This is a genomic window from Janthinobacterium sp. SUN118 (genome assembly GCF_030397695.1).
GTDB lineage: Bacteria > Pseudomonadota > Gammaproteobacteria > Burkholderiales > Burkholderiaceae_D > Janthinobacterium.
Map to the genome: position 1 here is coordinate 69,406 of NZ_JAPUBV010000005.1, position 25,124 is coordinate 94,529.

General features: G+C 63.6%; 23 protein-coding genes. 11 read left to right on the forward strand and 12 right to left on the reverse strand.

Going from position 1 to position 25,124, the window contains the following annotated elements:
* The first annotated feature begins 59 nt into the window (after window positions 1-59).
* The gene (locus tag O0880_RS24260) at window positions 60-1,820 is read left to right on the forward strand and encodes a PAS domain S-box protein (RefSeq protein WP_198043749.1); all 1,761 of its coding nucleotides are present in this window, start codon (window positions 60-62) and stop codon (window positions 1,818-1,820) included.
* A gap of 93 nt (window positions 1,821-1,913) precedes the next feature.
* Window positions 1,914-3,053 carry an HAF repeat-containing protein gene (locus O0880_RS24265; protein ID WP_289889172.1) on the forward strand — a complete coding sequence of 380 codons (1,140 nt, stop codon included), beginning with the start codon at window positions 1,914-1,916 and terminating at the stop codon, window positions 3,051-3,053.
* A 55-nt stretch (window positions 3,054-3,108) separates the two neighbouring features.
* On the opposite strand, the gene rpoD is transcribed toward O0880_RS24265, so the two are convergent.
* Complete coding sequence (gene rpoD, locus O0880_RS24270; RefSeq protein WP_289889173.1) at window positions 3,109-5,667, reverse strand: RNA polymerase sigma factor RpoD; 2,559 nt, start codon at window positions 5,665-5,667, stop codon at window positions 3,109-3,111.
* A 575-nt stretch (window positions 5,668-6,242) separates the two neighbouring features.
* On the opposite strand from rpoD, the gene O0880_RS24275 reads away from it, so the two are divergent.
* The 3 genes from O0880_RS24275 to O0880_RS24285 are packed head-to-tail and all read left to right on the forward strand — an operon-like array spanning window position 6,243 to window position 7,864.
* The gene (locus tag O0880_RS24275) at window positions 6,243-6,743 is read left to right on the forward strand and encodes a ProQ/FINO family protein (protein WP_071326597.1); all 501 of its coding nucleotides are present in this window, start codon (window positions 6,243-6,245) and stop codon (window positions 6,741-6,743) included.
* Window positions 6,744-6,752: 9 nt separating this feature from the next.
* Window positions 6,753-7,400, forward strand: a complete 648-nt coding sequence (locus O0880_RS24280; protein WP_071324550.1) for a 3'-5' exonuclease — start codon at window positions 6,753-6,755, stop codon at window positions 7,398-7,400.
* Between the two features lie 35 nt (window positions 7,401-7,435).
* On the forward strand, window positions 7,436-7,864 hold the full coding sequence (locus O0880_RS24285) for an SMI1/KNR4 family protein (RefSeq protein WP_289889174.1): 429 nt from the start codon (window positions 7,436-7,438) through the stop codon (window positions 7,862-7,864).
* A 22-nt stretch (window positions 7,865-7,886) separates the two neighbouring features.
* Here the strand turns inward: O0880_RS24285 and O0880_RS24290 are convergent, their stop codons facing one another.
* Window positions 7,887-8,234, reverse strand: a complete 348-nt coding sequence (locus O0880_RS24290; RefSeq protein WP_071324552.1) for a DUF4870 domain-containing protein — start codon at window positions 8,232-8,234, stop codon at window positions 7,887-7,889.
* A gap of 87 nt (window positions 8,235-8,321) precedes the next feature.
* Window positions 8,322-9,743 carry a PLP-dependent aminotransferase family protein gene (locus O0880_RS24295; protein ID WP_071324553.1) on the reverse strand — a complete coding sequence of 474 codons (1,422 nt, stop codon included), beginning with the start codon at window positions 9,741-9,743 and terminating at the stop codon, window positions 8,322-8,324.
* 153 nt (window positions 9,744-9,896) lie between these two features.
* Between O0880_RS24295 and O0880_RS24300 the strand changes: the two genes are divergently transcribed.
* Window positions 9,897-10,631: a c-type cytochrome gene (locus tag O0880_RS24300; protein ID WP_289889175.1), complete on the forward strand. Its 735-nt coding sequence runs from the start codon at window positions 9,897-9,899 to the stop codon at window positions 10,629-10,631.
* Window positions 10,628-11,902 (forward strand): cytochrome c, encoded by a 1,275-nt coding sequence (locus tag O0880_RS24305; RefSeq protein WP_289889176.1) that lies wholly within the window; start codon window positions 10,628-10,630, stop codon window positions 11,900-11,902. The genes O0880_RS24300 and O0880_RS24305 overlap by 4 nt, the downstream gene beginning before the upstream one ends.
* Before the next feature lie 50 nt (window positions 11,903-11,952).
* Here the strand turns inward: O0880_RS24305 and O0880_RS24310 are convergent, their stop codons facing one another.
* Window positions 11,953-12,588, reverse strand: a complete 636-nt coding sequence (locus O0880_RS24310; protein ID WP_071324556.1) for an SAM-dependent methyltransferase — start codon at window positions 12,586-12,588, stop codon at window positions 11,953-11,955.
* Between the two features lie 188 nt (window positions 12,589-12,776).
* On the opposite strand from O0880_RS24310, the gene O0880_RS24315 reads away from it, so the two are divergent.
* On the forward strand, window positions 12,777-13,562 hold the full coding sequence (locus tag O0880_RS24315; protein WP_289889177.1) for a head GIN domain-containing protein: 786 nt from the start codon (window positions 12,777-12,779) through the stop codon (window positions 13,560-13,562).
* A 60-nt stretch (window positions 13,563-13,622) separates the two neighbouring features.
* Here the strand turns inward: O0880_RS24315 and O0880_RS24320 are convergent, their stop codons facing one another.
* Together O0880_RS24320 and purU are read right to left on the reverse strand one after the other, a co-directional pair.
* A complete protein-coding gene (locus tag O0880_RS24320) occupies window positions 13,623-14,165 on the reverse strand; it encodes a YaeQ family protein (protein WP_071324558.1) in 543 nt (180 codons plus the stop codon).
* A 50-nt stretch (window positions 14,166-14,215) separates the two neighbouring features.
* Window positions 14,216-15,097, reverse strand: coding sequence for a formyltetrahydrofolate deformylase (gene purU / locus O0880_RS24325; protein ID WP_071324559.1), 882 nt, complete (start codon window positions 15,095-15,097; stop codon window positions 14,216-14,218).
* A 346-nt stretch (window positions 15,098-15,443) separates the two neighbouring features.
* On the opposite strand from purU, the gene O0880_RS24330 reads away from it, so the two are divergent.
* From O0880_RS24330 to O0880_RS24340, 3 genes are all read left to right on the forward strand, one after another.
* Window positions 15,444-15,953, forward strand: a complete 510-nt coding sequence (locus tag O0880_RS24330; RefSeq protein WP_071324560.1) for a phasin family protein — start codon at window positions 15,444-15,446, stop codon at window positions 15,951-15,953.
* A gap of 35 nt (window positions 15,954-15,988) precedes the next feature.
* On the forward strand, window positions 15,989-16,384 hold the full coding sequence (locus tag O0880_RS24335; RefSeq protein ID WP_289889178.1) for a KGG domain-containing protein: 396 nt from the start codon (window positions 15,989-15,991) through the stop codon (window positions 16,382-16,384).
* Between the two features lie 505 nt (window positions 16,385-16,889).
* On the forward strand, window positions 16,890-17,402 hold the full coding sequence (locus tag O0880_RS24340) for a YgjP-like metallopeptidase domain-containing protein (protein ID WP_071324562.1): 513 nt from the start codon (window positions 16,890-16,892) through the stop codon (window positions 17,400-17,402).
* A gap of 91 nt (window positions 17,403-17,493) precedes the next feature.
* On the opposite strand, the gene O0880_RS24345 is transcribed toward O0880_RS24340, so the two are convergent.
* The 6 genes from O0880_RS24345 to O0880_RS24370 form a co-directional block, all read right to left on the reverse strand.
* A complete protein-coding gene (locus O0880_RS24345; RefSeq protein WP_071324563.1) occupies window positions 17,494-18,090 on the reverse strand; it encodes a PEP-CTERM sorting domain-containing protein in 597 nt (198 codons plus the stop codon).
* Between the two features lie 368 nt (window positions 18,091-18,458).
* Entirely contained in the window at window positions 18,459-19,004 is a 546-nt protein-coding gene (locus tag O0880_RS24350) for a TIGR00730 family Rossman fold protein (RefSeq protein ID WP_289889358.1), read from the reverse strand.
* A 12-nt stretch (window positions 19,005-19,016) separates the two neighbouring features.
* Window positions 19,017-19,790, reverse strand: coding sequence for a hypothetical protein (locus tag O0880_RS24355; RefSeq protein ID WP_071324564.1), 774 nt, complete (start codon window positions 19,788-19,790; stop codon window positions 19,017-19,019).
* A gap of 66 nt (window positions 19,791-19,856) precedes the next feature.
* Entirely contained in the window at window positions 19,857-20,528 is a 672-nt protein-coding gene (locus tag O0880_RS24360) for a TetR/AcrR family transcriptional regulator (RefSeq protein WP_071324565.1), read from the reverse strand.
* A gap of 141 nt (window positions 20,529-20,669) precedes the next feature.
* Complete coding sequence (locus tag O0880_RS24365; RefSeq protein WP_289889179.1) at window positions 20,670-21,347, reverse strand: phasin family protein; 678 nt, start codon at window positions 21,345-21,347, stop codon at window positions 20,670-20,672.
* A gap of 133 nt (window positions 21,348-21,480) precedes the next feature.
* On the reverse strand, window positions 21,481-25,122 hold the full coding sequence (locus O0880_RS24370; protein WP_289889180.1) for an EAL domain-containing protein: 3,642 nt from the start codon (window positions 25,120-25,122) through the stop codon (window positions 21,481-21,483).
* Window positions 25,123-25,124: the final 2 nt, after the last annotated feature.

Sequence of the window (25,124 nt, forward strand, 5' to 3'; positions counted from 1 at the left end):
CTTTTCCCACTCCGGCGCCACGCGCACCGCAGCGGCCAACCATGACGCCAGGAGCGCGGATGAGTAAATGGTCGATTGAAACGCTGAGTGCCGCATGTGCCGCGCTGATCCTCATCATGCTGGGCTGGCTTGCCGGCGCGGCCTGGCAAGCCCTCGACTTCTGGGAACACGTATGGCTGGCCTTGCTGCTGCTGGCCGCCGCCAGCATCGCCCTGTGGCTGCTGCGCCGGCTGCGCACCCATCTCGTCAGCACGCGCCAGCAGCTCGACGCCAGCGCCATGCGCTACCGCGACCTGGCCGAGACGGCCCAGGACGGCATGTGGCAAACGGATGCGCAAGGCCAGATCCTGCACGTCAACCAGCGCCTGGGCCACATGCTCGGCGTCCCCCTCGACCAACTGCTGGGCCACTCCATGGACGAGTTCTATGACGAGGCCACCTTGCAACGGCTGTGCCCGCTACGCCAGACGGCGGGACAGAGTTGCATGGGAGAACTCCACTACTGGCATACGGACGGCACGGAGCGCTGGGCCATACTCAGCGGGCGCCGCCTGTACGACCGGCACGGCACCCTGACGGGCGCCCTCGTGCTGGCCAGCGACATCACCGAACAAAAACGCGCCGAACACGCGCTGAGCATCGCCCATGCGGAACTGGAAAGCCGCGTGGCCCTGCGCACGGCGCAGCTGCAGGACGTGAATGCCCGCCTGTCCGCCGAGATCGCCATGCGCGCGCAGACGGAAGCGGCGCTGGCGCGCAGCGAGGAACGGCTGCAGGACATCATCTCGATGATGCCGCTGTCGCTGTTCCTCAAGGATGCCGAGTCGCGCATCGTGCTGATGAACCAGGCCTGCGAACAGCAATGGGGCGTGTGTTTCCAGGACATCGCCGAGGGGCGCGACATACAGCACTTTCCCAGCGACCAGAGTGCGGGCTTCCACACGGCGGACCGGGAAGCGTTTGCCAGCCGTAGCGTGGTGATCCGCGAAGAGCTGGTGTGGAACGCCCAGCTGCAGGAAAACCGCCTGGTGCAGACGCACAAGAAACCCGTGTTCGACGCCGAAGGCCGGCCGCAGATGATCATCGCCATGGCCATCGACATCACCGACAGCAAGCGCAACGAGGAAAACCTGCAGCGCTCGCTGGCCCAGCTGCGCGAACTGTCCGACCACCAGCAGACCATCAAGGAAGAGGAGCGCCGGCGCATCGCGCTCGACATCCACGACGACCTGGGGCAGAACCTGATGGTGCTGCGCATCGACGTGTCGCTGCTGCATGCGCGCACGGCGGGCACCCATCCGCGCCTGCACAGCCATGCGCAGCGCGTGCTCGACACCATCGACGCCACCATCCGCTCCGTGCGCACCATCATCAACGACTTGCATCCGAGTACCCTGGAGCTGGGCCTGGGCCCGGCCGCCGAATGGCTGATACGCCAGATGGAAGGCCGCGGCGCCATCCGCTACCGGCTGCACATCGCCAGCGACGCGCCCCACCTGGGCCTGGACCAGCGCCAGACGTCGGCCATCTTCCGCGTCCTGCAGGAATCGCTGTCGAACATCGTGCGCCACGCGCAAGCGAGCGAAGTGGAAGTGGCGCTGGCGCAGGAACACGACGCGATTCTGCTGCGCATCAGCGACAACGGCATCGGCATGCAGCCGGGCGACGACGGCAAGCGGGCCGCCTTCGGCTTGAAAAGCATACGCGAACGCGTGCACGCGCTGGGCGGCGAGCTACGCATCGACAGCCAGGCGGGCCAGGGCACGGCGCTGGCCATCCACCTGCCGCAAAGCAGGGAGCGCGTGGCGGACGTATCGTGATGAAACGCGAAATATTACTAAAAATAGTAGCAAATTAGGTATGCAATGGCGGCGCAAAAAAGTATAGTGAGTTTTTTCTTTGAGGAAACTATCATGCCGCCACGCCACTCCCGCGCTTGCGCCCCGCTCCTCGGCCTGTTCCTGCTGGCGGCCATTCCCGCCGCCAGCGCCGCCATCCATGCCGAACACGGCTTTGGCGAAAAAGACGGCAATGGCAGCATCGCGTCCGACTTGAACCCGGCGGGACTGGTGGCCGGCATCATCATGGAAGAAGCGGGACGGCGCCGCGCCGTCACCTACCAGCATGGCCGGATCCGCGAACTGGGCACCCTGGGCGGCGATGAAGGCTTTACCAAGGCCATCAATGCCCACGGCGTGGTGGTGGGGTCCTCGCAAACGGCCAGCGGCGCCTGGCACGCCTTCCGTTATGACGCGGCGGGTGGCATGCGCGACCTCGGCACCCTGGGCGGCAGCAGCAGTTACGCCACGGCCATCGCGCGCGACGGCACGGTGGCCGGCTATGCCGATACGAGCGGCGGCGATTTCCACGCCTATGTGACGAAAGCCGACCACAGCCTGCAAGACCTGGGCACCCTGGGCGGCGCCAGCAGCTATGCGAGCGGCCTGAACAATCATGGCGTGGTGGTGGGCACGGCCCAGCGCGGCGATGGCTACCGCCGCGCCTTCATCTACCGCCCCGGCACGGGCATGCAGGAAATCGGCACCCTGCCGGGCGGGCGCATCAGCTCGGCCACCGCCATCAATGACGCGGGCCTCGTCGTGGGCGCCGCGGAAACGGACAAGCGCCGCTGGCATGCGTTTGCCTGGGATGGCCGGCGCATGATCGACCTGGGCGCCATGATCGGCCAGGGCGACAGCTACGCCACGGCCGTGAATGCGGCGGGACACGTCGTTGGCAGCGTCAGCATCAATGGCTTCGAACCGATGACCTTTGTGTACAAGGACGGCGTGATGACGGTGCGCCGCCGCGACGACGGCCTGTACCTGACCAACAAGATCACGGACGCCGGCCTGGTGGTGGGCGCCGTCTACACGGGACACAAATTCCAGGCCTTCGCCGTGCCGTCGCAGGCGGCGCCGGCGCCGCCGCGCCGCAACCCGCTGGACTGGTTCTTCATGACCGTCATCGCCGCCGCCAGCGGCGCGGTCCTGTACCGCGCACGGCGCCACTTCCGCGTCGGCCTGCTGGGCCAGCGCCGGCATCTGCTGTAAGGCGCCACCGGTACGGACGAAAAAAAAGAGGCTTGCGCCTCTTTTTTTTGACTGCTTAGTTTTGCGTCAAGAAAGTCTTCAATTTATCCGAACGCGAAGGCTGGCGCAGCTTGCTCATGGCTTTCGCTTCGATCTGGCGGATACGCTCGCGCGTCACGTCGAACTGCTTGCCCACTTCTTCCAAGGTGTGGTCGTTCGACATTTCCACGCCATAACGCATGCGCAGCACTTTCGCTTCGCGCGGCGTCAGGGAGTCCAGCACTTCCTTGATCACGTTGCGCATCGACGCGTGCAGCGCGGCGTCCAGCGGCGCCAGGGTGGTGTTGTCTTCGATGAAGTCGCCCAGTTGCGAATCGCCATCTTCGCCCATCGGCGTTTCCATGGAAATCGGCTCTTTCGCGATCTTCATGATCTCGCGCACCTTGTTTTCCGGCATTTCCATCTTGACGGCCAGGGTCGCCAGGTCCGGCTCGCTACCCGTTTCCTGCATGATCTGGCGCGAGATGCGGTTCATCTTGTTGATCGTTTCGATCATGTGCACCGGCACGCGGATGGTGCGGGCCATGTCGGCGATCGAACGCGTGATGGCCTGGCGGATCCACCAGGTGGCGTAGGTCGAGAACTTGTAGCCGCGGCGGTATTCGAATTTATCGACCGCCTTCAGCAAGCCGATGTTGCCTTCCTGGATCAGGTCGAGGAATTGCAAGCCGCGGTTGATGTATTTCTTGGCGATCGAAATCACCAGGCGCAAGTTGGCCACCGTCATTTCGCGTTTTGCGTGACGGGCGCGCTTCTCGCCGGCCGCCATCTGCTTGTTGATCTTGCGCAAGTCAGCCAGCGGCAGGGCCACGCGCGCTTGCAGGTCGATCATCTTCTTTTGCAGTTCCTTGACGGCAGGCACGTTGCGGCTGAGGATGGCGCTGTACGGATACTTGCAGTCGACTTCGCGGTCGACCCATTCCAGGTCGCATTCATTGCCCGGGAAGACCTTGATGAAGTGGGCACGCGGCATGCCGCATTTGTTCACGCACAGTTCCAGCACGGCGCGCTCGATGTGGCGCACTTCTTCCATCTGGCCGCGCAGGGTGTCGCACAGCTTTTCCACCACCTTGGCCGTGAAGCGGATGCCCAGCAATTCCTGCGAAATGGCTTCCTGCGCCTTGATGTAGGCTTTCGAGTTGTAACCCTCGGGCGCCTTGCGCATCTTGTCGTACTGCGTCGAAATGACGTTGAATTTCTCCAACGCATTCTTTTTCAGCTGGGCCAGCTGTTCGCTGGAGAAACCGGCCGCGCCGCCATTGGCGTCGCCGTCCTCTTCCTCGGCTTCTTCTTCCTCTTCCTCGTCGTCACCGCTGGCGGCGGCGGGCGCGGCGGCAGCGGCCGGCGCCGGGGCATTGCTTTCGTTCAGGTCGACAAAGCCGTCGACCACTTCATCGACCTTGATTTCGTCGCGCGCGATTTTTTGCGACAGCGCAACGATCTCGCCGATCGTCGTCGGGCAGGCGGAAATGGCCTGGATCATGTCTTTCAAGCCGCCTTCGATGCGCTTGGCGATCTCGATCTCGCCTTCGCGCGTCAGCAGCGCCACGGCGCCCATTTCACGCATGTACATGCGCACGGGGTCGGTGGTGCGGCCAAAGTCGGAGTCGACCGTCGACAGCGCCGTGGCGGCAGCCGCTTCCACTTCATCGTCGCTGGTAACGGTGGCGACGTTGTCTGTCAGCAACAAGCTTTCCGCGTCAGGGGCGCGCTCGTAGACGGCGATGCCCATGTCGTTGAACGTGGCGATGATGCCTTCGATCGCTTCCGGATCGATGATGTTTTCCGGCAATTGGTCATTGATCTCGGCATAAGTGAGGAAACCGCGTTCCTTGCCCATGTTGATCAAGCCCGTGATCTGCTTGCGGCGGCGTTCCAGGTCCGCTGCCGAGGCTTCCGGATCGCCCAGCGCATCGGCCAGGCCACCCTTGGCCTTGCGGTCGCGCGCTTTCGACACGGCCTTCAGTTCGGCCCGTTCGACGGCGTTCAGTGCCGCCACTTCATCGTTTTCCGGCGTGAATTCGCTAGGCTTGCGGCCACGGCGGCCCGGCACCTTGACGGTCGGCAGGAAGTAATTCGACGTGTCGATGGCGGCCAGGGCGTCGGCGTCCGTGGTCTTGCTGACCACTTGCGCACCGGTGATGATGGTCACGGGTGCCGCTTCCGGCTTGGCGCGCACGACTTTCGAACGGGCGGCCGTCACGACCTTGTTCGTGGCGGCGCTTTCGCTGACCTTGCGCGGCGCGGGCGCGGGCGCGGGCGCGGCCTTGGCGCTCGGGGCGACCTTCACGCTAGGCGCCTTGGCGGGCGCCGCTTCTACGGCCTCGGCAGCGTCGGCCACGGGCGCGGCAGGCGATGCTTCCGCAGCCGCGTCGGCCGGCGGCACGGCAGCCAGGCGCGAGCGGCTTTTCTTCACCACGGTGACGACGGTCGGCGCCGTCGTGACGGTAGCTTCCGGATTCGCTTGCGCATTATCGATGAAGTAAGATAAAGTCGTTTTCGGTACGGCAAGTGGCGCCGCGGCTGGGCGAGGCGCCTTGGCGGACAACGTTAAAGTTTTTGGCGTATTCTTCATGAGATATCTCTTAATGCGAGACCAGATGGTGTCGGCGCGAAGTGAATGATTCCACCTAAGCCTGCGAAACCGGACTCGATGGAGCGTGTTGTTGCGGCTGCCGTCAAAGGCAGCGGCGCCTGTCTATCGGAGCGTTCAAAGCCCGCGCATCCCGTAACGGGAGCGGCGGGGCCGAAGCCGGGTCAGATAAATAAGCGATGTACATTGCGGAATGAAAAAAAGCCCGTACCAGAACGGGCTTGAATCTATTGTTGTTCAGTGAAGACACAGCGGAGAGCAAGATTATGCACGAAGGCCAGTTATCTGGATAATTGATAAGCGAAATATCCTATATCAAAAATATCAATAATGATGGCCCTGCACCGCACTGCTCCTATCCCCTGCACACCTGAGCCAGACCGTTAAAACAGGGTCCAGTCATCAGCGCAAGCCGACATTATACACATTTCCCGTCTTTCGCGCTGTGCGCGAGCAGGCGTGCCCATGCATATCGCGGGGCAAGTTGCCAAAAAAGACAATGCACTTGCCTGTGGCGCGTGCTATGCTCCCCTTTTATAGCCCAACCAATGATGTCGATGACCAGCTCCACGCCAGACCAGCAAGCCACCACTCCTGACACGCCAGTCGATGCAGCCCCAGCGGCGGCACCGGCCGCCACGGCCACTGCGGCGCCCGCCGGTTTGACCGCGCGCGCCCTGCTGAAGCAGTTCCAGGAGCAATTCCCGCCTTTCCGCGATTGCCTGCCCTTGTCGATCGGTATCGACAAGCAGATCCTGGCGCGCCTGCCGGAGCTGGACCGCAAGCTGATGCGCACGGCGCTGGGCATCCACACGGGTTCGCTGCGCTACCTGCGCGTGATGGAAAAAGCCAAGGTACGCTACGACCTCGACGGCACCGCCGGCGCGGAAGTGACGCAAACCCACCGCGACCACGCCACGCAAGTGTTGCAGCAGCGCTTCAAGAAGGAAGCCGAGCGCAAGAAAGCCGAGCGCGACGCGGCCGCCGCCGAAGAGGCGAACCGCCTGCGCCTGGAAAAACTGAATCAGCTGACCGCGAAATTCTCGCGCAAAGGCTGATCCGGTTTCATGGACACAGCTGCCGCGCCGCCACTGCCGCCCTACCAGGGAATCGAACTCGACCATGTCAAGCTGGTGCGCACCAGCGATGACGCACAGGCGGCCATGGCCGCCCTGCTGGCAGCCGATGCCATCGGCTTCGACACGGAATCGAAGCCGACCTTCGTCAAGGGCGAGTCGTCCACGGGGCCGCATCTGATCCAGCTGGCCACCGACGACATCGCCTACCTGTTCCAGGTGGGCAGCACGCCGGCACCAGCCCTGGCCGAACTGAAAGCCATCCTCGAATCGACCACGACCCTGAAGGTGGGCTTCGGCCTGTCCGACGACGTCAAGCGCCTGCGCACCAAGCTGGGCATTGCTCCGGCACAAGTGCTCGACCTGTCCGTCGCCCTGCGCGGCGGCCAGCGCAACGACCTGGGCGCGAAGACGGCCGTGGCCAAGTTCTTCGGCCTGCACCTGCAGAAATCGAAAAAAATCTCCACCACCAACTGGGCCACCTCGCGCCTGACGGAAAAGCAGATCCTGTACGCGGCCGACGATGCGCAAGTAGCCTTGCGCGTGTACCGCCGCTGGATCGCCGACGGCGGCAAGGTCGCGCCGCAAAAAGCGGCGCGCGCCAGCACGCCGCCATCCGCCCCGCCCGCACCGGCCTGAGCCAACCTCGCTGGCTGCTACAGCCGCACTGCATCATGCGCAAAAACACCTCCATCGGCACCACCCCGGCAGCGATCGCCGCCGCCGAACAGGCGCTGGGCCGGACGCTGCCCGCGTCCTACGTGCAATGGCTGCTGGCGAACAATGGCCGCGCGCTGGGCGCCTTGTGCGTGTTTCCCGTCTACGACGCGGCCAATGCGCGCAAGACGTGGGAATCGATCGAGCGCCATTACCGCGCGGACTGGCGGGAATGGCTGGAGAAGGTGGGCGGGAATGCCAACGATGCCGATAGCCTGCTGCCATTCGCCCAGTTCGGCACCGGCGATTACTATTGCTTTAATTATGCGCAAACGGGTTCGGCAGGCGAACCGGTGGTCGTGCTGTGGTCGCACGAAACAGGCGCCGCCACGACGGTGGCGCCCGACTTCGCAGCATTCCTCGCGCTGCCCGGCCGCCCCGGCTGAAGCGGGGCGGCGCGGCACGGTTTTACTTGACCGGGCGCCAGGTCAGCGGATAGCGGTAGACGACGCCGTTGCTAGCCTTGACGGCGGCAATGATGGAAAACACCAGATTGCCCAGCGCCACCAGCCAGAACAGGAAGATGCCGATGATGACGAAGGTCAGGATGAAGCACAGGATGTACCAGAGGATCAGGGTGATCTGGAAATTCAGCGCTTCCTTGGCATTCTCGGCCGAGAACTTGTCCGCATCGTCCTTCTTGATCAGGTAAATGATCAGCGGCGCCACCCAGCTGGTGAACAGGCCGCCAATATGGGACAGGATGGCGATCGTCGTATCCTGCGTACGACCCACTTCCGGCTGCGAGTTATCCATTATCTTTCCCATCATTAGTTATAGATACATCAATATAACAGTAATATTTCTTTTTGGAATGAAACACGTGCTGACGGAAGGGATTTTTTATTCCCCGCCAGGCTGCGTCCGCGCCAGCCGTCCCAGGGTGGCGATGGCCTCTTCCAGCCGTGGCGTCCATGGGTGGCCGTAATTGAGGCGGATGCAGTGGCGAAATGCGCGCGTGGCGGAAAAGATGGGACCGGGCGCGATGCTGATGCCGGCCGCCAGCGCGCTGCGGTGCATGGCCAGCGCGTCGACGCTGGCCGGCATCTCGACCCAGACGAAATAGCCGCCCTGCGGCCGCGTGACGCGGGTGCCCGGCGGAAAATGCACGGCGATGGCTTGCAGCATGGTGTTTTGCTGCGCCGCCAGGGTCAGGCGCAGCTGGCGCAAATGGCGGTCGTAGCCGCCCTGCGCCAGGTAATCGGCAAGCGCCATCTGCAGCGGGATCGGCGCCGACAGGCTGGTGGTCAGCTTCAATCGCTCGACCCGGCGCGCATGGCGTCCCGCCACGGCCCAGCCCAGGCGGAAACCGGGCGCCAGGGTCTTGGAAAACGAGCTGCAATGCATGACCATGCCCGCGCTGTCGTAGCTTTTCGTCAAGCCCGGACGCTGCTTGCCGAAATACAGCTCGCCATACACATCATCCTCGATCAGCGGCACGCCGTGGCGCGCCAGCAACGCCACCAGTGCGCGCTTCTTTTCCGGCGGCATCAAACTGCCGAGTGGATTCTGGAAATTCGTCATCAGCCAGCACGCCTTGGGCTGATGGCGCTGCAGCAACTCTTCCAGCGCCGCCAGGTCGACGCCGTCGCGCGGGCTGGTGGCGATCTCGACGGCCTTGAGTTCCAGCCGCTCCAGCGCCTGCAGGCAGGCATAGAAACTGGGCGATTCGATCAGCACCGTGTCGCCAGGCCGCGTGACGGCTTGCAGGCACAGGTTCAGCGCTTCCAGCGCGCCATTCGTGATGACGATATCGTCGCTGGAAACGAGCACGCCGTCGAGCTGGTAGCGCAGCGCGATCTGGCGCCGCAGCTCCGCATTGCCCAGCGATAAATCCGTGACCGTGCTCCACGGGTCGAGGCGGCGCATGCTGGCCGAGACGGCCCGCGCCAACTTCTCCATTGGAAACAAATCGGGGCTGGGAAACGCCGAGCCGAACGGCACGATGTCGCGCGCGCCGACGGCGCCCAGCACTTCAAACACGAGGTCGCTGACATCGACCGTGGTGCTGGCGTCGAGCGGACGGGAACTGTCCGGCTCGGGCGCCAGCGCGGCGCGCTGCGGCGCCACGTAATAGCCGGAGCGGGGTCGCGAGACGATCATGCCGCGCGCTTCAAGCAGGTAATACGCCTGGAACACGGTCGACGGACTGACGCCGCGCCGCGCATGTTGCTGGCGCACGGATGGCAACTTGTCACCAGGCAGCAACAGCTGCGTGCTGATCATGGCGGCGACTTCCTCCGCCAACTCTTCATAGCGTTTCAACCGTGCTCCCTCAAACTGATCCGTAGTTTTATTGCAAAACTGATCCTGTCCCAATCACAGCGCCCAGTATATGCTAGGGTAACAACATCCGGGCAGCAACACCGGCACGCGCCATCGACCGACGAGACAGCTTATCTTCCCATGCCACTTTCCATGCGACTTTCCCTGTCACGGCACACCCTCTGCATGCTGGCCCTGGCCATCGCGCTGCCCACCCTGGCGCTGGCCGCGCCCGCCACCATTTCCGCCAGCCACGACAGCCTGGAACAGCGCATCAAGGCATGCACGGCTTGCCATGCGCAACAGGAAAAGCACGACGCCTTCTTTCCCCGCATCGCCGGCAAGCCGGCCGGCTACCTGTACAACCAGCTGCTCAATTTCCGCGAAGGACGGCGCCAGTATCCGATGATGAACTATATGGTGGAGCACTTGCCGGACGCCTACTTGCGCGAAATCGCCGACTACTTTGCGGCACAACACCCTGCCCCGCCGCCGGCCCAGCCCAGCAATGCCGGTGCGGCCGCCCTGGCGCGGGGCCGCCAGCTGGTGCTGCAAGGCGACAGCGGCAAGAAGCTTCCCGCCTGCATCGCCTGCCATGGCGAAAAGCTGGCCGGCGTGGCGCCCGCCATCCCCGGCTTGCTGGGCTTGCCGCGCGACTATATCAACGCTCAGTTCGGCGCGTGGAAGAACGGCAAGCGCCGCGCCCACGCGCCCGACTGCATGGCGCAAGTCGCCGAACGCCTGTCGGACGCGGACGTGGGCGCCGTCTCGGCCTGGCTGGGCACGCAAGTGGCCAGCGCCGACGCCCGCCCCGCGGAAAACATCGCCGTGCCGCTGCCGCTGCACTGTGGCGGCGTGCCGGGCTCCGGCGCGCAGGTGGCACCATGAAGAAATGGCTGATCGCGATTGCCGGCGCCGCCATCGTCGCGGCCGGCGCCAGATTCCTGCTGTGGCCTGCGGACGACGTCGGACCGCCGGCCGCCGCCAGTACATTGGGAAAAGAGCAGCTGGTCGCGCGCGGCGCCTACCTGGCCAAGGCGGGCGACTGCATGGCTTGCCACACGACGCGCGGCGGCGTGCCGTACGCCGGCGGACGGGCCTTGCAAACGCCATTCGGCAAGGTCATATCGCCCAACATCACGGCCGACAGGGAAACGGGCATCGGCAGCTGGACGGCCGACGACTTCTGGCGCGCCATCCATAACGGCAAATCGAAGGATGGCCGCCTGCTGTATCCGGCCTTTCCGTACACCAACTACACGAAGGTGCAGCGCGAAGACAGCGACGCCCTGTACGCGTATTTCCTGAGCGTGCCGCCGCACCGGCAGGCCAGTCTGCCGCACGAACTGCGCTTTCCCTACAACCAGCAGATCGCGCTGGCCGCCTGGCGCGCGCTGTATTTCAAGCCGGGCGTGTACCAGCCGCTCACGACGCACAGCATGGAGTGGAACCGCGGCGCCTATCTGGTGCAGGGCCTGGGCCACTGCAGCGCCTGCCATAGCAGCCGCACCACCTTGGGCGGCAGCGACGACGGCCTGTCGGGCGGCCTGATCCCCATGCTGGGCTGGTATGCGCCTTCGCTGACGTCGGATGCGGAAGCGGGCCTGGGCGACTGGGACACGGCGCATATCGTGGAATTGCTGCAAACGGGCGTCTCGCCGCGCGCCACCGTCTTCGGCCCCATGGCCGAGGTGGTGCGGCAAAGCCTGCAGCACATGAGCGGCGCCGACGTGCAGGCGATGGCCGTGTACCTGAAAAGCCTGCCCGGCCCGGCCCGGCCGGCGCCGCGCACGCCGCGCGACACGTCGGCGCAGGCGCGGGAGCAGCTGGCGCTGGGCGCGAAACTGTATGAGGCGCAATGCGCGAGCTGCCACCAGGCCGACGGCAAGGGCGTGCCGCCCGGCTATCCGCCGCTGGCCGGCAACCGCGCGCTGACGACTATCTCGGCCGTGAACGCCATCCGCCTCGTGCTCAACGGCGGCTTCGCGCCTGGAACCAGCGGCAATCCGCGCCCCTACGGCATGCCGCCGTTCGGCCCCGTGATGGACGACCGCGAAGTGGCGGCCGTGGTGAGCTACCTGCGCGCCTCGTGGGGCAATGATGCGCCAGCGGTGTCGGCCCTGGAAGTCAATAAATACCGCAGCGTGCCGCTCGAGTAGCAGACGTCAAAAAAGCCGGCTCGCGCCGGCTTTTTTGTCTGCCACCATTCTCAGCGGAACTTGCTCTTGTGTCCCGTCTTCAGGTCCAGCGCATAGCGCACGCCATTGTCCGTCAGCATGACTTCATCGGGTGGTTCCTCGCCGGCCAGCGCGCCGTCGATCAGGGGCAAGCCTTCGCCCTTGCGCATCAGCTCGTCGCAACGCTCGTACACGTTCACGCAGCCCGTGGAAGCCATCAGCGATTGCACGATGGCCACTTTCCACGCATCGACGCCGCCGGCGTTGAATTCGCAGATCAGATAACCCTGCACGCCGCCAAACAGCTGCACCACCAGGCCCGGCAAGCCCTCGTCCTCGCCCTTGATCAGGGTCAACAACTGGTTCTCGCCCGCCTTCTTGATGGCTGGCAGCTTTTTCTCGATGGCGGCCTTGACCCGGCGCTTGATCAGCGCGTGGTCGACGGGCTCGTCTTCCTTGAAGCTCCAGATGCGCGCGCGGATCTGCGACTTCGAATTGTAGGCGGCGCGGGCGATGAACTGCTTTGACGAGCTCTGCACGATGGCCGTCGAGCCAGGCTTCATTTTTTCCTGCGGCTTGCCTTCGACTTTTTCAATCGCGGATGCGTAAATCCACGATTGGCCCAGCAAGCTCTTTTCCTTGCCCTGTTTGATGGTGATGATCAGCATGTAATTCCAGTAGTGTGAGCGGCGCGTGCCGGTCGTCGTATGTCCAATACCGGCATGATACCTCATGCCATCCTGTCGCATCCTCCTGCATTCTGTGCCGCCAGCATTGCCGTCTGTCGCAGCGCGGTACGCAAACGCGGCGCGCTGGCATACCATGCACGCATACAAATTCTAAACAGGGAGCAAGAATGACACACGCAATTTTCCATCCCCGCCATGCCCGCACCGCAACCGCCCTGCTGCTGGCCGCCTGCGCCCTGGCGCTTCCCGCCGCGCCGGCGCTGGCGTCGCCGTTGGACTGGATCTCCGGCAACAGCATCCAGGGCAGCGGCAAGCTGCAGAAACAGACGCGCGACGTGGGCAGTTTCCACGGCGTGGCGCTGAATGTGCCGGGTACGGTCGAACTGCGTATCGGCAACACGGACAGCGTCACCATCGAGGCCGACGACAATATCCTGCCGCTGATCGACACGGCCGTGGAAAACGGCACCCTGCGCATCCGTCCCGGCAAGCGCAACGCCAACTTCCGCCAGAGCAGCCTGACCATCGTCATCCAGGCGCGCCAGGTGGAGCGCATCAGCGTGGGCGGTTCGGGCAACATCACGGCAACGGGCTTGCGCGCCGAAAAGCTGCGCTTCGACGTGGGCGGCTCCGGCTCCATCAACGCGCGCGACCTCGACAGCCGCATGACCTCCATTTCCATCGGCGGCAGCGGCAGCTTCAAGGCCAGCGGCAAGACGGAGCAACTGACCGCATCGATCGGCGGCTCCGGCAATATCCAGGCGGGCCGCCTGGCCGCGAACGACGTGCAGGTGAGCATCGGCGGCTCGGGCGAGGCGGAAGTGTGGGCCAAGGATGACTTGACGATCAGCATCGGCGGTTCGGGCGAAGTCAGCTACTACGGCGACCCGCGCATCAGCCGCAGCATGCAGCGTTCGAGCAGCATCAAGCGCCTGGGCAGCAGCCCGAACTGAGCATGATCAACGACAAAAGCCCGGAACGCTCCGGGCTTTTTCATGGGCAACGGCCAAACATCAGCGCGCCGGCTTCACCGGTTCGCGGTCGATCTGCACCGTGTTGACGCTATCGGTCAGCCAGATCTGGCCATCCTGGATCGTGCATTGCAGCTGCATGGTGCGCTGCGCCAGCTTGCTCATGTCTTGCGCCGCCTCGGATGGCAGGTTGATCACGGTCAAGTTCTTCGCCCGTTCCAGTTTATTGGCGATCTGCTTCCACCAGATGTGGCTGGTGGAGCCATAGCTGTAGACGATCACTTGCTCGGAACGTCCGCACGCCTTCAGGATGCGCTTTTCGTCGGGCTGGCCCACTTCGATCCACAGCTGGATGGCGCCCGTCAAGTCCTTCTGCCACAGGTCCGGCTCTTCCGTGTCGAACAGGCCCTTGGTGAAGGTGAGCGCCTCGTTGGCGTGGATGGCGAACGCCAGCAGGCGCACCATCATGCGTTCGTCCGTCTCGGACGGGTGGCGCGCCAGGGTCAGCGCGTGATCCTGGTAGTAATTGCGGTCCATGTCGGCGATCTGCAGATCGGCTTTGAAGATTGTTGCTTTAAGGGCCATCGTGTTTCTGTCTCGGTAATCAATAAGGTAAGTAAATGCTGCCCGCCAATTTAGCGGAAGACGACCGTCTTGTCGCCATTTTTCAGGATGCGGTGCTCGACGAACCATTTCACGGCGCGCGCCAGCACCACGCATTCGACGTCGCGGCCGATGGCCGTCAGCGTGTCGGCATCCATCGCGTGGTCGACCCGTTCGACATCCTGCTCGATGATCGGGCCTTCGTCCAGGTCGCCCGTGACGAAGTGCGCCGTTGCGCCGATCAGCTTGACGCCGCGGTGATGTGCCTGCGCATACGGCTTGGCGCCCTTGAAGCTGGGCAGGAAGGAATGGTGGATATTGATGGCGCGCCCGTCGAGCGCCTGGCACAGGCCCGGCGACAGGATCTGCATGTAGCGCGCCAGCACCACCAGGTCGATGCGGTGCGTCTCCATCAGCTCGATGATCTTCGCTTCCTGCGCCAGCTTGGCCGCCTCCGGCGCGCCGGTCGCCAGCGGCAGGTGGTGGAACGGAATATTGTAGCTGGCCGCCAGCTGGTAGAACTCCATGTGGTTCGAGACGATGGCGGGGATTTCCACGTTCAGCAAGCCGCTCTTGTAGCGGAACAGCAAATCATTCAGGCAATGGCCGATCTTCGACACCATCAGCATGACGCGCGGCTTGACGCGCGCATCGTGCAACTGACCGTGGAATTGACCGTTGAGCTGCATGGTTTGCGACAGGGCGGCAAAGTCGGCGCGCAGCTGGGCGTCGCTGACGGCGCCGTCTTCCAGCGCGAAATGCACGCGCATGAAGAACAGCTGGGACTCCTGGTCGCCGAACTGGGCGGAATCGAGGATGTTGCAGCCGTGCTCGGCAAGGAAGCCGGACACGCGGTGCACGATGCCGCGCTGGTCCAGGCAGGACAGGGTCAGGATGTATTCGGGATGCGTCATGGTCGCGAAAGTAGGCAAAAAGTAGGGCAATGCTCGGCTCAGCCACGCGCGCCGGCCATCGGCTGCGCTGCCGCGAGCCGGCTATTGTCGCACGGCTGGGCTTATAAACCGGCATTTTCCGCGCAGCCGGCATGGGAGCGCCCGGCAGGCGTGCCATTTCACCGCCATTTGATCTAGCGCAAAGTCCCCGCATTTTTCTACCTGCCAGCGACCCATCCCCCCCATAAACCGGCATCTGGCGTGGAACCTGGCGCGCCGTCCGGCGTCTATCCCTTTGCTTGTTGCAGCATACGTCGCATCCGGTGCACCGGGTGTTTCTCGGACCAGATTTTCATTGAGGTAGAACATGTTCACAGACAGTATCACTCCCAGTCTCAGCCCCGCCCTGAAGTCCCACCTGGAAGCTCAGCTCAACTTCGCCACCGAACTGTCGCGCAAGCTGTTCGACACGACGCAGAAAATGAGCGAGCTCAATCTGCGGCTGGCACATGACCTGCTCCAGGAATGGAGCCATGCCAGCCAGCAGCTGCTGTGCGCACGCGACACTGGCGAGTTCATGTCGGTGGTTTCCCGGCTGCAACCGGGCAGCGACAAGCTGCGCCAGTACCAGCAGCAATTGGGCAATCTCGTCGCCAACGCCAATGTCGAGATGAACCGCACGGCGGAAACCCACATACCCGAGGCCAGCCGCACGGCCGTGGCCTTCGCCGATGAACTGGTGCGCAAGACGGCCGAAGAAACGGAAAAAGCCACGCAGCGCCAGCGCGAATTGATCGAAAAAATGCAGGTCAGCGGTCACCGCGACGGCGCTGGCCACAGCCGCGACACCAGCAGGCAATCCGACCAGGCACATTGACTACCTGATTTCCACTCGATAGCAAGGAGAGCAACATGGCTAGCAATCAAGGTAATGAACAAGGCAAGGGGGCTGGCAGCAGCCAGAAGGCGAGCGAATCCGGCAAAGGCACGAGCAAGCGCGGCTTTGCCGCCATGAATGAAGAGCAGCAGCGCGAAATCGCCAGCAAGGGCGGCCAGGCGGCGCACCAGAAAGGCACCGCTCATGAGTTCGATTCGGAAGAAGCGCGGCGGGCCGGGCAAAAAGGCGGCGAAGCCGTCAGCCGCAACCGCGAACACATGGCGGAAATCGGCCGCAAAGGCGGCGAGAGCCGGCAATCGGCCCAGCGCGCCAATGAAAGCCGCGGCGGCACGGCGGCACGCGGCGGTAGCGCCGAGCAGCCATCCCGGGCGGGCAGGCCCGGCAGCAAGGACGAGGACGACAAGGGCTGAGTTGCCTCGAGGCTTGAGGCGTCCTTGCCGCACGGCTGGGTAGTACGGGCCGTGCCGTACGCAGGTACGGGAGCGGGAATGGCGGCGGCGCGCAATGGTGTGTCAGCGTCGCCGCGCGCCGCCGTGCGCCCACGAAGGCCGGGATGCCCACGGGTAAGCCTTGACGGGATGCCGGGCACGTCTGGACGTTCCTTGACACGACGGAGTAGCGTGATTTCCTGGACATGACGGGGGAACATGAATGAGGAAGGAGCATGACGGTGGCATAGTGGCACGCCTGGCGGGGGTGACATTCTGCGGATAAGGTTGCATCCAGGTAGAGTTATATTTCAGCAAGGTTGCAGATAGCTGCGGCGAAGGAAGACTGATACGGATGAGCTCAGCCAGGAGCCCGACCCGATGGGAGCCGGATGGGCAGGAGCGTGCCTGGCAGTAGCCAGGCCCAGCGCCGGGCGCCACGCTGTGGTACATTCTCGCCTCGACCGACCGACCCGCCCTTCCCCGCATGCAGCCATCCCTGAAATACCTGAGCGCCTATTCCGAGCAGACGCTATCGCAAGTGCAACAGCTGATCGCACAGGACAAGCTGGGCGAAGTGCTGCTGAAACGCTATCCGAGCGCGCATGACGTGCGCAACGACAAGGCGCTGTACCAGTACGTGCAGGATTTGAAAAATGAATTCCTGCGCAACGCCGAACCCATCAACAAAGTGGCGTTCGACAGCAAGATCCATGTGATCCAGCATGCGCTGGGCTTGCATACGTCCATTTCACGCGTGCAAGGCGGCAAGCTCAAGGCCAAGCATGAAATCCGCGTGGCCACCATGTTCAAGGAAGTGCCGCTGGAATTCCTGCGCATGATCGCCGTGCACGAGCTGGCGCATGTGAAGGAAAAACAGCATGACAAGGCTTTCTACAAGCTGTGCACGTATATGGAGCCGCAATACCACCAGTACGAATTCGATGTGCGGCTGTATCTGACCCAGCTCGACCTGTCCGGCCAGCGCCTGTGGTCATGATGGCCGGCGCCTGTCCGCATAAAAAAAGCCGCCTGGTCAAACGGGCGGCTTTTTAATTGCTGTGCCGGCCTGGCCGGCACGGCGCTCAAGCTCAGGCAGCGTTCTTGCGGCGGCGCAGGAAAGCCAGCACGCCCAGGCCGCCCAGCAGCATGCCGTAGGTTGCCGGTTCCGGCACGGGGCTCACGGTAGCCGTGATATTGTCGACCTGGAAGGTGTGCAAGGCGCCTTCGCGCCACGTTGCCGACAGCAGATTGTTGAAACCGGTGAACGAATAGTCGCTGAAGCTGTGGCTGCCATCGAGGCTGAACGTCTGGGTCACCGTGCCGCCGCCCACTTGATGGCCGACAAAGGTCACGTCAAAGGAACCGGGCAAGCTGACGAAGTCGGCCAGGCTGATCGAGCTCAGCGAGAAGGCGGCGCCGTCGGCGCGGCTCAGCGTCGTCGTCGACAGGGCCGTCGCACCGAGGCCGGCCGAACCGGCATAGGCGAAGCTGCTCTGGTGTGCCGAGCTCAACAGACCCAGGAAGCTGCTGTCGAAATTGTAGCCGCCTTCGGAGTAGGAGTTGAAGACGGAACCGAAGATGCCAGGATGTTCCAGCGAATCGAAGCCGATGGTGGTCGTTTGTGCCTGGGCACCGCCAGCGGCGGCGAGAATGGCGGCGACAGCGGTCGCGCGCAAGAGGGTCATGGGTTTCAAAATAGCATCCTTTCGAGATGATGAAGTAGCGTGGCTGTGGCAACTTGAAACGGATCGGCACCTTTTTTTGGGAGTCTGTACAACGCTCGTCGGTGTCCGATATTCCTAACTTTTGAACAATACCAGTAGACCACACTCATGCTTAAAAAGCATCTTCATTTTCAAAAAAACATGCCTCTAGAGAAATATTATGGACATATTTTTATTAATTAATTCATTGAGCCCGATCAATTTTCCCGTGCGGAAATAAAAAAGCCATGCACTGCGCAGTGCATGGCCCTTGTCACATTGTAGGAAAAACAGCCAGCGACGGCGCGGCGCCGGGCACCCGACGGCACCCGCACGGCCAGCCCGCAAGCTTACGGCGCGCACTCCTTCAGCCGCTGCACCAGCGCGGCCGGATCGGCATCGCTGTTCAGGAAGGCCGCATGGTGCGGGCGGATGAAGCCCTGCTCCTTGCCGTTCTGCACGAAGGCGATCAAGCCATCGTAGAACCGGTCGACATTGAGCAGGCCGATCGGCTTGGCGTGCAGGCCCAGCTGGGCCCAGGTCAGCATCTCGAACAGCTCTTCCAGCGTACCGTAGCCGCCAGGCATGGCGATGAAGGCGTCGGCCAGGCTGGCCATCATGGCCTTGCGTTCATGCATGTCTTTCACGATGAACTGGCGCGTCAAGCCCGTGTGGCCCACTTCGCGCTCGACCAGCTGGGTCGGGATCACGCCCGTCACCTCGCCGCCCAGACGCAACACTTCATCGGCGATGACGCCCATCAGGCCGACATTGCCGCCGCCATACACGAGTGAAATATTTTCCGCCACCAGCACGCGTGCCAGTTCGCGCGCCGCTATCGCATAGTCCGGGGTCACGCCCGCATTGGCGCCACAGTAGACACATAAAGCCTTGATCACAGCATTCCCTTACTCTTTCAGTTCATCAATCGCAGCCTCGACTTCGAGGCGCTCCTTGGCATCGACCGCCACGCAGTCGGCCGCCAGTTCATACAGGGCCAGCGCTTCCGCCAGCTTTTTCTTTCCATCGAGCATATTCAAGGCGCGCGCATACTCGCTGTGGGCCAGCGCCGAATGGGGCGTCAGCGCCAGCGCCGTCTTGAAATGCTGGTAGCCGTCATCCTTGTTGGCGCCGTACGTCAGGCTGCCGATCATGGCGCCGACCTTGTCGATAATTTCCGTATGATAAATCCCAAAAGCGATATGCGCTTCGGCATGCATGGGCGCCAGGGTCATGGTGCGGTCCAGGCTGTTACGCACGCGCGCGCCCATGCCCTGCGCCAGGGCCTTGACGACGGAGGTGCCCAGCGCATAGCGGCCCAGGCTGTAGGCATGCCAGTAATAGCCGGCCGGATTGTCGGGCTGCTCGCTTTGCTGGCGCTCGCACCGTTCCGCCACCTCCTCGTACAAGTCCAGCTTGTGGCTGTCGCTCAACTCCAGATGCGTGGCGTAGATGCAGGTGGCCTTGTGCGCCACCGCATAGCCGGGCACGCCGATGGCCAGGCCCAGCTTCGCGGCCTTTTCGAAGTCGCCCGCATGGAAGGCCAGCCATGCCTGCAGCAAGCCGGCGTGCCGGGGAAACGGCTCGACATCGCCCGCATGCAGGCGCGGCCAGGCCGCTTCCAGGCTGTGTTCCGTGTACACATAGGCTGCGTCAGGATAAGGGAATTGTTTCCAGGCCATACCATGTCTCCCGTGAATAACGTCCGGACCCCGCTACCGGCAACGCTGGCGCGCCGGCAACGCCCGTCAGTCGTTTTTAAGTTTGGTCACATACTCTTCCGACAACTTGCGAAACAACAGATGCGTTTCATTGCGCAGGTACGGCCCGATCAGCGACAGCACCTGGTAGCAGCCGCGCGCCAGCGCATCTGACATCGATTGCTGCTCGCTGTACTTGCGCGGGTTGCGCACGTATTCGTACGATAGCCAGTAGGTGGCGACGACCACCATATTCGTCGCCATCGCGCCGATTTCCATGTCCGAGGCCTCGAGCGACTGTTCGCTGCGCAAGTCTTCGCACAGCTGCGTGGCCACCTTGATCTTGTGCGCCAGGATCAGCTTGAAATGCAGTTCCAGCTTGCGGTTGCGCGACAGCAAATCGTTGAGGTCGCGGTAGAAGAAGCGGTAGCGCCAGATCAGCTCGAACATCAGGTGCAGGTACAGCCAGACGTCCTCGATATTCGAGCGGCGCCCGTCGGGCACGGTCAGGATGCGTTCGATCTCCGCCTCGAACTGGACGAAGATCGAGTTGACGATATCGTCCTTGTTGCGAAAGTGGTAGTACAGGTTTCCCGGCGAAATATTCATCTCTTCCGCGATCACGGTGGTCGTGATATTCGGCTCACCAAACTCATTGAACAGGCGCAGCGACAACTCCAGGATGCGTTCGCGGGTACGACGTGGTGCTTTTTGTAGCATGGCGGGCAATCTCTCTGTGTTCTGCCTCAAGCATACCACCTAAGATAGCCAGAATGAAACACTCGGCCCGACGGCGCCGGTGTAAACGGAGCGGCAAAAAAAAAGCCTGCGCGAGCAGGCTGGACGGGATACGGCGCACGCTCAGGCCGGCGGCGCCTTTTTCTTCGCCGCCGGCCTGGCGGCGGCACCCGCCGCGGCCTTGACCGCAGGCTTGGCGGCGGGTTTCGCTGCCGCCCTGGCCGCCGGTTTCGCCGGCGCCTTGACGGCGGCCGCCGTCGCCACGGCCTTGGGCGCCGCCTTCACGGCCGGTTTGGCGATCGGCTTGGCGGCCGGCCTGGATACCACTTTCACGGCCGGCTTCGCCACGGCCTTCGCCTTCGGCGCGGCCTTGGACGCGGACCTGGCCGCCGCCTTCGCCGCTGGTGGCGCCTTGCCGGACAGCGCCAGCACCTGCTGGCTCAGGGCATCGATCTTCGCATGCAGCGCGGCGATGTCATGCTGCATGGGCACGCCGATGGTGCCCAGGGCGCGCGCGACGCGCTCCTCGAACACCTGCTCGAGCTTGTCCCAGGAACCGCTGGCCTGCTTGCCCACGCCATCGGCCAGCCTGCTCACGCTGTCGCTGACGCCGGAAACCTTGTCTTCGGCCCGTTTCTGGAATTGCGTGCCTTCCTGGACCAGCTTGGAAAAGACGCGGCCGCCCTCTTCCTGCGCCTTGGCGAAGGCGCCGAGGCCGGCTTGCCAGATCTGCTGCGCGGACGAGCGCACGGCGCTTGCCAGCTCCTTGTCTTCCGCCAGCTCCTTCAATTTCTTCACCATCGTCAGCTCCCGTCATAAAAGACCATGCCACTTCATCGATGCTTTTTATTCTAGTGAGCAAAACTAGAGACGGGAGTCTAATTCGATAGAGATGCGCTTCTAAACGTGCGCCAGCGCACGCCGGTGCCCTGCCTCAGGCGGCCGCTTTCACGGAGCCGTGCAGCAAGCCATGCAGGCGGAAGCCTTCGCGGATATTCTCGCGCAGGACGGCGCCCTTCCACGGCTTGGTGTAGAAGCGGTCGACGGCGCCGCGGTTGATGGCCGCCATGATGGGAGTGAGGTCGGCAAACGCCGACAGCATGATGCGGAAGGTGTCGGGGCACAGGTGCTTGACGCGCTCCATGAATTCGGTGCCGCTCATGAGCGGCATGCACTGGTCGCACAGGATCACCTGCACCTTGTGGCGCGCCAGGATGTCGAAGCCCTCGGCCGCCGTCTGCGCCGTCAGGATGCGGTAGCCGTCCTGCGCCAGGAAGTCGCTGAGCACATCGAGCATGAAGACATCGTCGTCGACGATCAGCAGGGTTTGCTGCTCTTCGCTGCCGGCGTCCTGCGGCGCCTGCAGCAGCTTGCCGCCCATCAGCATCTGTTCGAATTCTTCCTGCGGCACGGGGCGGCTGAAATAATAGCCCTGCATCTCGTCGCAGCCGTGGCGGCGCAGGTAGGCCAGCTGCGCATCGCTTTCCACGCCTTCGGCGATCACCTGCAGCTTCATGCTGTGCGCCATGCTGATGATGGCCAGCACGATGGCCGCGTCGTCCGGGTTGCTCGTCACTTCGCGCACGAAGGCGATGTCGATCTTCAGCTTGTCGATGGGGAAACGCTTCAGGTAGGCCAGGCTGGAATAGCCGGTGCCGAAATCGTCGATGGAAATCTGGATGCCCAGCGCCTTCAGGTTGCGCAGCACGGCGATGGTTTCCTCGGCATTCGACATCAGCGAGCTTTCCGTCAGCTCCAGTTCCAGCAGGTCGGGAGCGATGTCGTGCTTGCGGATCGCCTTGAGCACCTCTTCCTCCAGCCCGCCGACAAAGAACTGGATGCCCGACACGTTCACCGACAGGTGCACGGGACCGATGCTGCTGGCGCCCCACTCGCTGATCTTCTTGCATGCCTCGTCGAGCACCCAGTTGCCGACCCGCACGATGAGGCCCGTCTCTTCCAGCAGGGGGATGAACAGGGCCGGCGAGACCATGCCGTGGCCCGGCCGGCGCCAGCGTATCAGCGCCTCGGCGCCGCTGATGCGGCCCGAGATGATATGCACCTTGGGCTGGAAGAAGAGCACGAATTCCTCGTTGTCGATGGCGCGCCGCAGGGCGTTTTCCATGTCCAGGCGGGCCATCGACTGCGCATTCATTTCCGCCGTGAAGAAGCGGAAGGCATCGCGCCCCGCTTCCTTGGCGCGGTACATGGCCGTGTCGGCATACTGGATCAGGGTGTCGGCGTCGACGCCATCGTCGGGATACACGGAAATGCCGATGCTGACCGTGACCGTCACCTCGTGGCCCTGCAAGTCGAAGGGCTTGCGCATCGCTTCGCGGATCTTGTCGACCACGCCCACGGAGTGCTGGGCGCCTTCGGGCAGCACCAGGATGGCGGCGAATTCATCGCCGCCGAAGCGCCCGATGGTGTCGCGCACGCGCAGGCAATCGACCAGGCGGCTGGAAAACTGGCGCAGCAGGTCGTCGCCGATGGTGTGGCCGAGGGTGTCGTTCACATTCTTGAAGCGGTCCACGTCCATGAACAGCACGGCCACGGCCCACTGGTGTTCGGCCGCCTGCACCAGCGAATGCGTGAGCGAGGCGTAGAACTGGCTGCGGTTCGGCAAGCCCGTCAGGGTATCGAAATGGGCCAGCTTCATCAGGCGCTGTTCGGCGTCCTTGCGCTCGGTGATGTCGCGCGCCACGGCCACCAGGATCCAGCTCTGGCCCGAGCGCAGGGTGCGCCGCTGCACTTCCACCGACAGCGGCGAGCCATCCTTGCGCTGCAGCTGCAGCTCCGTCATCGGGCCGCCCTGGTCGCCCGCCAGCAGCTTGTTGTACAGCTCTTCCAGCTGCGCCTCTCCCTCGTGTGCGCGGCCAGGCCCGACGCGCAGGAAATCCTCGCGCTCGAAGCCGAGCATGCGGCACGCCGTCTGGTTGACATCGACAAAGCACATGCCGGCGCGGTCGACGAGGAAAATCGCGTCCGCCGTGGCATCCATCGCCAGGCGGAAGCGGCGCAAGTCTTCATCGAGGCGGATGCGCGCCGCCATGTCCAGGGTCAGCTGTTCATGGTGACGCTTGATTTCGTCATACAGCAGCAGGTTGTCGTAGGCGACGGCGATCTGCGCCGCCACCGTGGCGGCGACGCGCTCGTCGACTTCGGAAAATTCATTCGCCCCAAGCTTGTCGACCAGGTACAGCCAGCCGTGGCTGCGCTCGCGCGAGGCGATGGCCACGCCCAGGAACGAGTGCACGGGCGGGTGCGTGTCGGGCAGGCCCAGCGCCGTGGGATCGCCTTTCAAGCCATTCACCCGGTAGGGCTGGCGCTGCTCCAGCAAGCGGTTCAGGATGCCCGTGCGCGGCGCGCTGGCGATGCGCTCGAGGTTTTTCTCCGTGCCGCACGAGGAAAAATAGCTGAGTTTCTCGGCGCCCGGCTCCAGCACGCCGATGCACGCGTATTTCGAGACGCAGATATTCTGCGCCACCTTGCAGCCCGCTTCGATCAGCGCGCGCGGATCGCGCTCGGCGCCCAGTTCGATGCCCAGCTCGATCAGCGCCGTCAGGCGCAGGCTCACGGCCTGCAGGCTGGCCAGCGAGCGCGACAGGCGCTCCGTCATGATGGCCAGGTCTTCCGGCATGGCCGCCTGGCCTTCGCCCTGGCTGGCCAGCTGCGAAATCTGCTGGCTGCTCGATTCCAGCTCGTCGAGGTAGCCGCTGACCTGGTTGTCGATGCCGGCCAGCTTGCCCGCAGCGGCCGGCGCGCGGGCCAGCTGGCCGGCATCGGCGGCGGGCGGCGCGGTCGCGGCCGGCGCGACCAGCCCCAGCGCCTCGTTCACGGTGCGCACGATGACATCGGGATCGGACGGCTTGGGCAGCACCCAGCGCACGCCGCACGCCTGCGCCAGCAGTATCGCTTCCTGTTCGCGGTAGGTGGCCGTATAAAAGATGATGGGCACGTCGGCCAGCGCCGGATCTTCATGCACGCGCGTGACGAATTCGTAGCCGTCCATGTTCGGCATGAGGATGTCGGAAATGATCAGGTCCGGCCGCTCGGTACGCATGATTTCCAGGCCTTCCGTGCCATTCCCCGCTTCCAGCAGGCGGTGGCCGCCATAGCCCAGCAATGCGGTGAGGAACTCGCGGTTCAGCACATGATCGTCAACGATCAGGATAGTGGCAATGTCGTTTTTAACTGGCGTCGACGGCGCCCCGGGTAAAAAAGATTCGAGTTCCGCAACGAACAGGTCGGGCTCGATCGGTTTGCCGATATAGCCATTGAAACCGGCTTCGAGCAGGCGCTCGCGGTCGCCCACCATGGCCAGCGCCGTCACGGCCAGGGCCGGAATCTTGCGCAGCAGCGGGTCTTTCTTCAGCTCGGCCACCACGCCATAGCCGTCGAGCTTGGGCAAATGCACGTCGCAGATGATCAAATCCGGCAACTCGCTGCGCGCCATGCGCACGCCCTCTTCGCCGTCATAGGCGGCCAGCGGCGTGTACCCGAAGGCGCGCAGCAGGTACACCATCAATTCCATATTGGTGGCGTTATCTTCGATGATCAGGATACGTGCGGACAATT

What these genes read in the sequence shown, in the direction of transcription:
- O0880_RS24260 (WP_198043749.1), top strand. Translation starts at nt 60, where the DNA reads ATGAGTAAATGGTCGATTGAAACGCTGAGTGCCGCATGTGCCGCGCTG.
- O0880_RS24265 (WP_289889172.1), top strand. Translation starts at nt 1,914, where the DNA reads ATGCCGCCACGCCACTCCCGCGCTTGCGCCCCGCTCCTCGGCCTGTTC.
- rpoD (WP_289889173.1), bottom strand. Translation starts at nt 5,667, where the DNA reads ATGAAGAATACGCCAAAAACTTTAACGTTGTCCGCCAAGGCGCCTCGC.
- O0880_RS24275 (WP_071326597.1), top strand. Translation starts at nt 6,243, where the DNA reads ATGACCAGCTCCACGCCAGACCAGCAAGCCACCACTCCTGACACGCCA.
- O0880_RS24280 (WP_071324550.1), top strand. Translation starts at nt 6,753, where the DNA reads ATGGACACAGCTGCCGCGCCGCCACTGCCGCCCTACCAGGGAATCGAA.
- O0880_RS24285 (WP_289889174.1), top strand. Translation starts at nt 7,436, where the DNA reads ATGCGCAAAAACACCTCCATCGGCACCACCCCGGCAGCGATCGCCGCC.
- O0880_RS24290 (WP_071324552.1), bottom strand. Translation starts at nt 8,234, where the DNA reads ATGGATAACTCGCAGCCGGAAGTGGGTCGTACGCAGGATACGACGATC.
- O0880_RS24300 (WP_289889175.1), top strand. Translation starts at nt 9,897, where the DNA reads ATGCGACTTTCCCTGTCACGGCACACCCTCTGCATGCTGGCCCTGGCC.
- O0880_RS24305 (WP_289889176.1), top strand. Translation starts at nt 10,628, where the DNA reads ATGAAGAAATGGCTGATCGCGATTGCCGGCGCCGCCATCGTCGCGGCC.
- O0880_RS24310 (WP_071324556.1), bottom strand. Translation starts at nt 12,588, where the DNA reads ATGCTGATCATCACCATCAAACAGGGCAAGGAAAAGAGCTTGCTGGGC.
- O0880_RS24315 (WP_289889177.1), top strand. Translation starts at nt 12,777, where the DNA reads ATGACACACGCAATTTTCCATCCCCGCCATGCCCGCACCGCAACCGCC.
- O0880_RS24320 (WP_071324558.1), bottom strand. Translation starts at nt 14,165, where the DNA reads ATGGCCCTTAAAGCAACAATCTTCAAAGCCGATCTGCAGATCGCCGAC.
- purU (WP_071324559.1), bottom strand. Translation starts at nt 15,097, where the DNA reads ATGACGCATCCCGAATACATCCTGACCCTGTCCTGCCTGGACCAGCGC.
- O0880_RS24330 (WP_071324560.1), top strand. Translation starts at nt 15,444, where the DNA reads ATGTTCACAGACAGTATCACTCCCAGTCTCAGCCCCGCCCTGAAGTCC.
- O0880_RS24335 (WP_289889178.1), top strand. Translation starts at nt 15,989, where the DNA reads ATGGCTAGCAATCAAGGTAATGAACAAGGCAAGGGGGCTGGCAGCAGC.
- O0880_RS24340 (WP_071324562.1), top strand. Translation starts at nt 16,890, where the DNA reads ATGCAGCCATCCCTGAAATACCTGAGCGCCTATTCCGAGCAGACGCTA.
- O0880_RS24345 (WP_071324563.1), bottom strand. Translation starts at nt 18,090, where the DNA reads ATGACCCTCTTGCGCGCGACCGCTGTCGCCGCCATTCTCGCCGCCGCT.
- O0880_RS24355 (WP_071324564.1), bottom strand. Translation starts at nt 19,790, where the DNA reads ATGGCCTGGAAACAATTCCCTTATCCTGACGCAGCCTATGTGTACACG.
- O0880_RS24360 (WP_071324565.1), bottom strand. Translation starts at nt 20,528, where the DNA reads ATGCTACAAAAAGCACCACGTCGTACCCGCGAACGCATCCTGGAGTTG.
- O0880_RS24365 (WP_289889179.1), bottom strand. Translation starts at nt 21,347, where the DNA reads ATGGTGAAGAAATTGAAGGAGCTGGCGGAAGACAAGGAGCTGGCAAGC.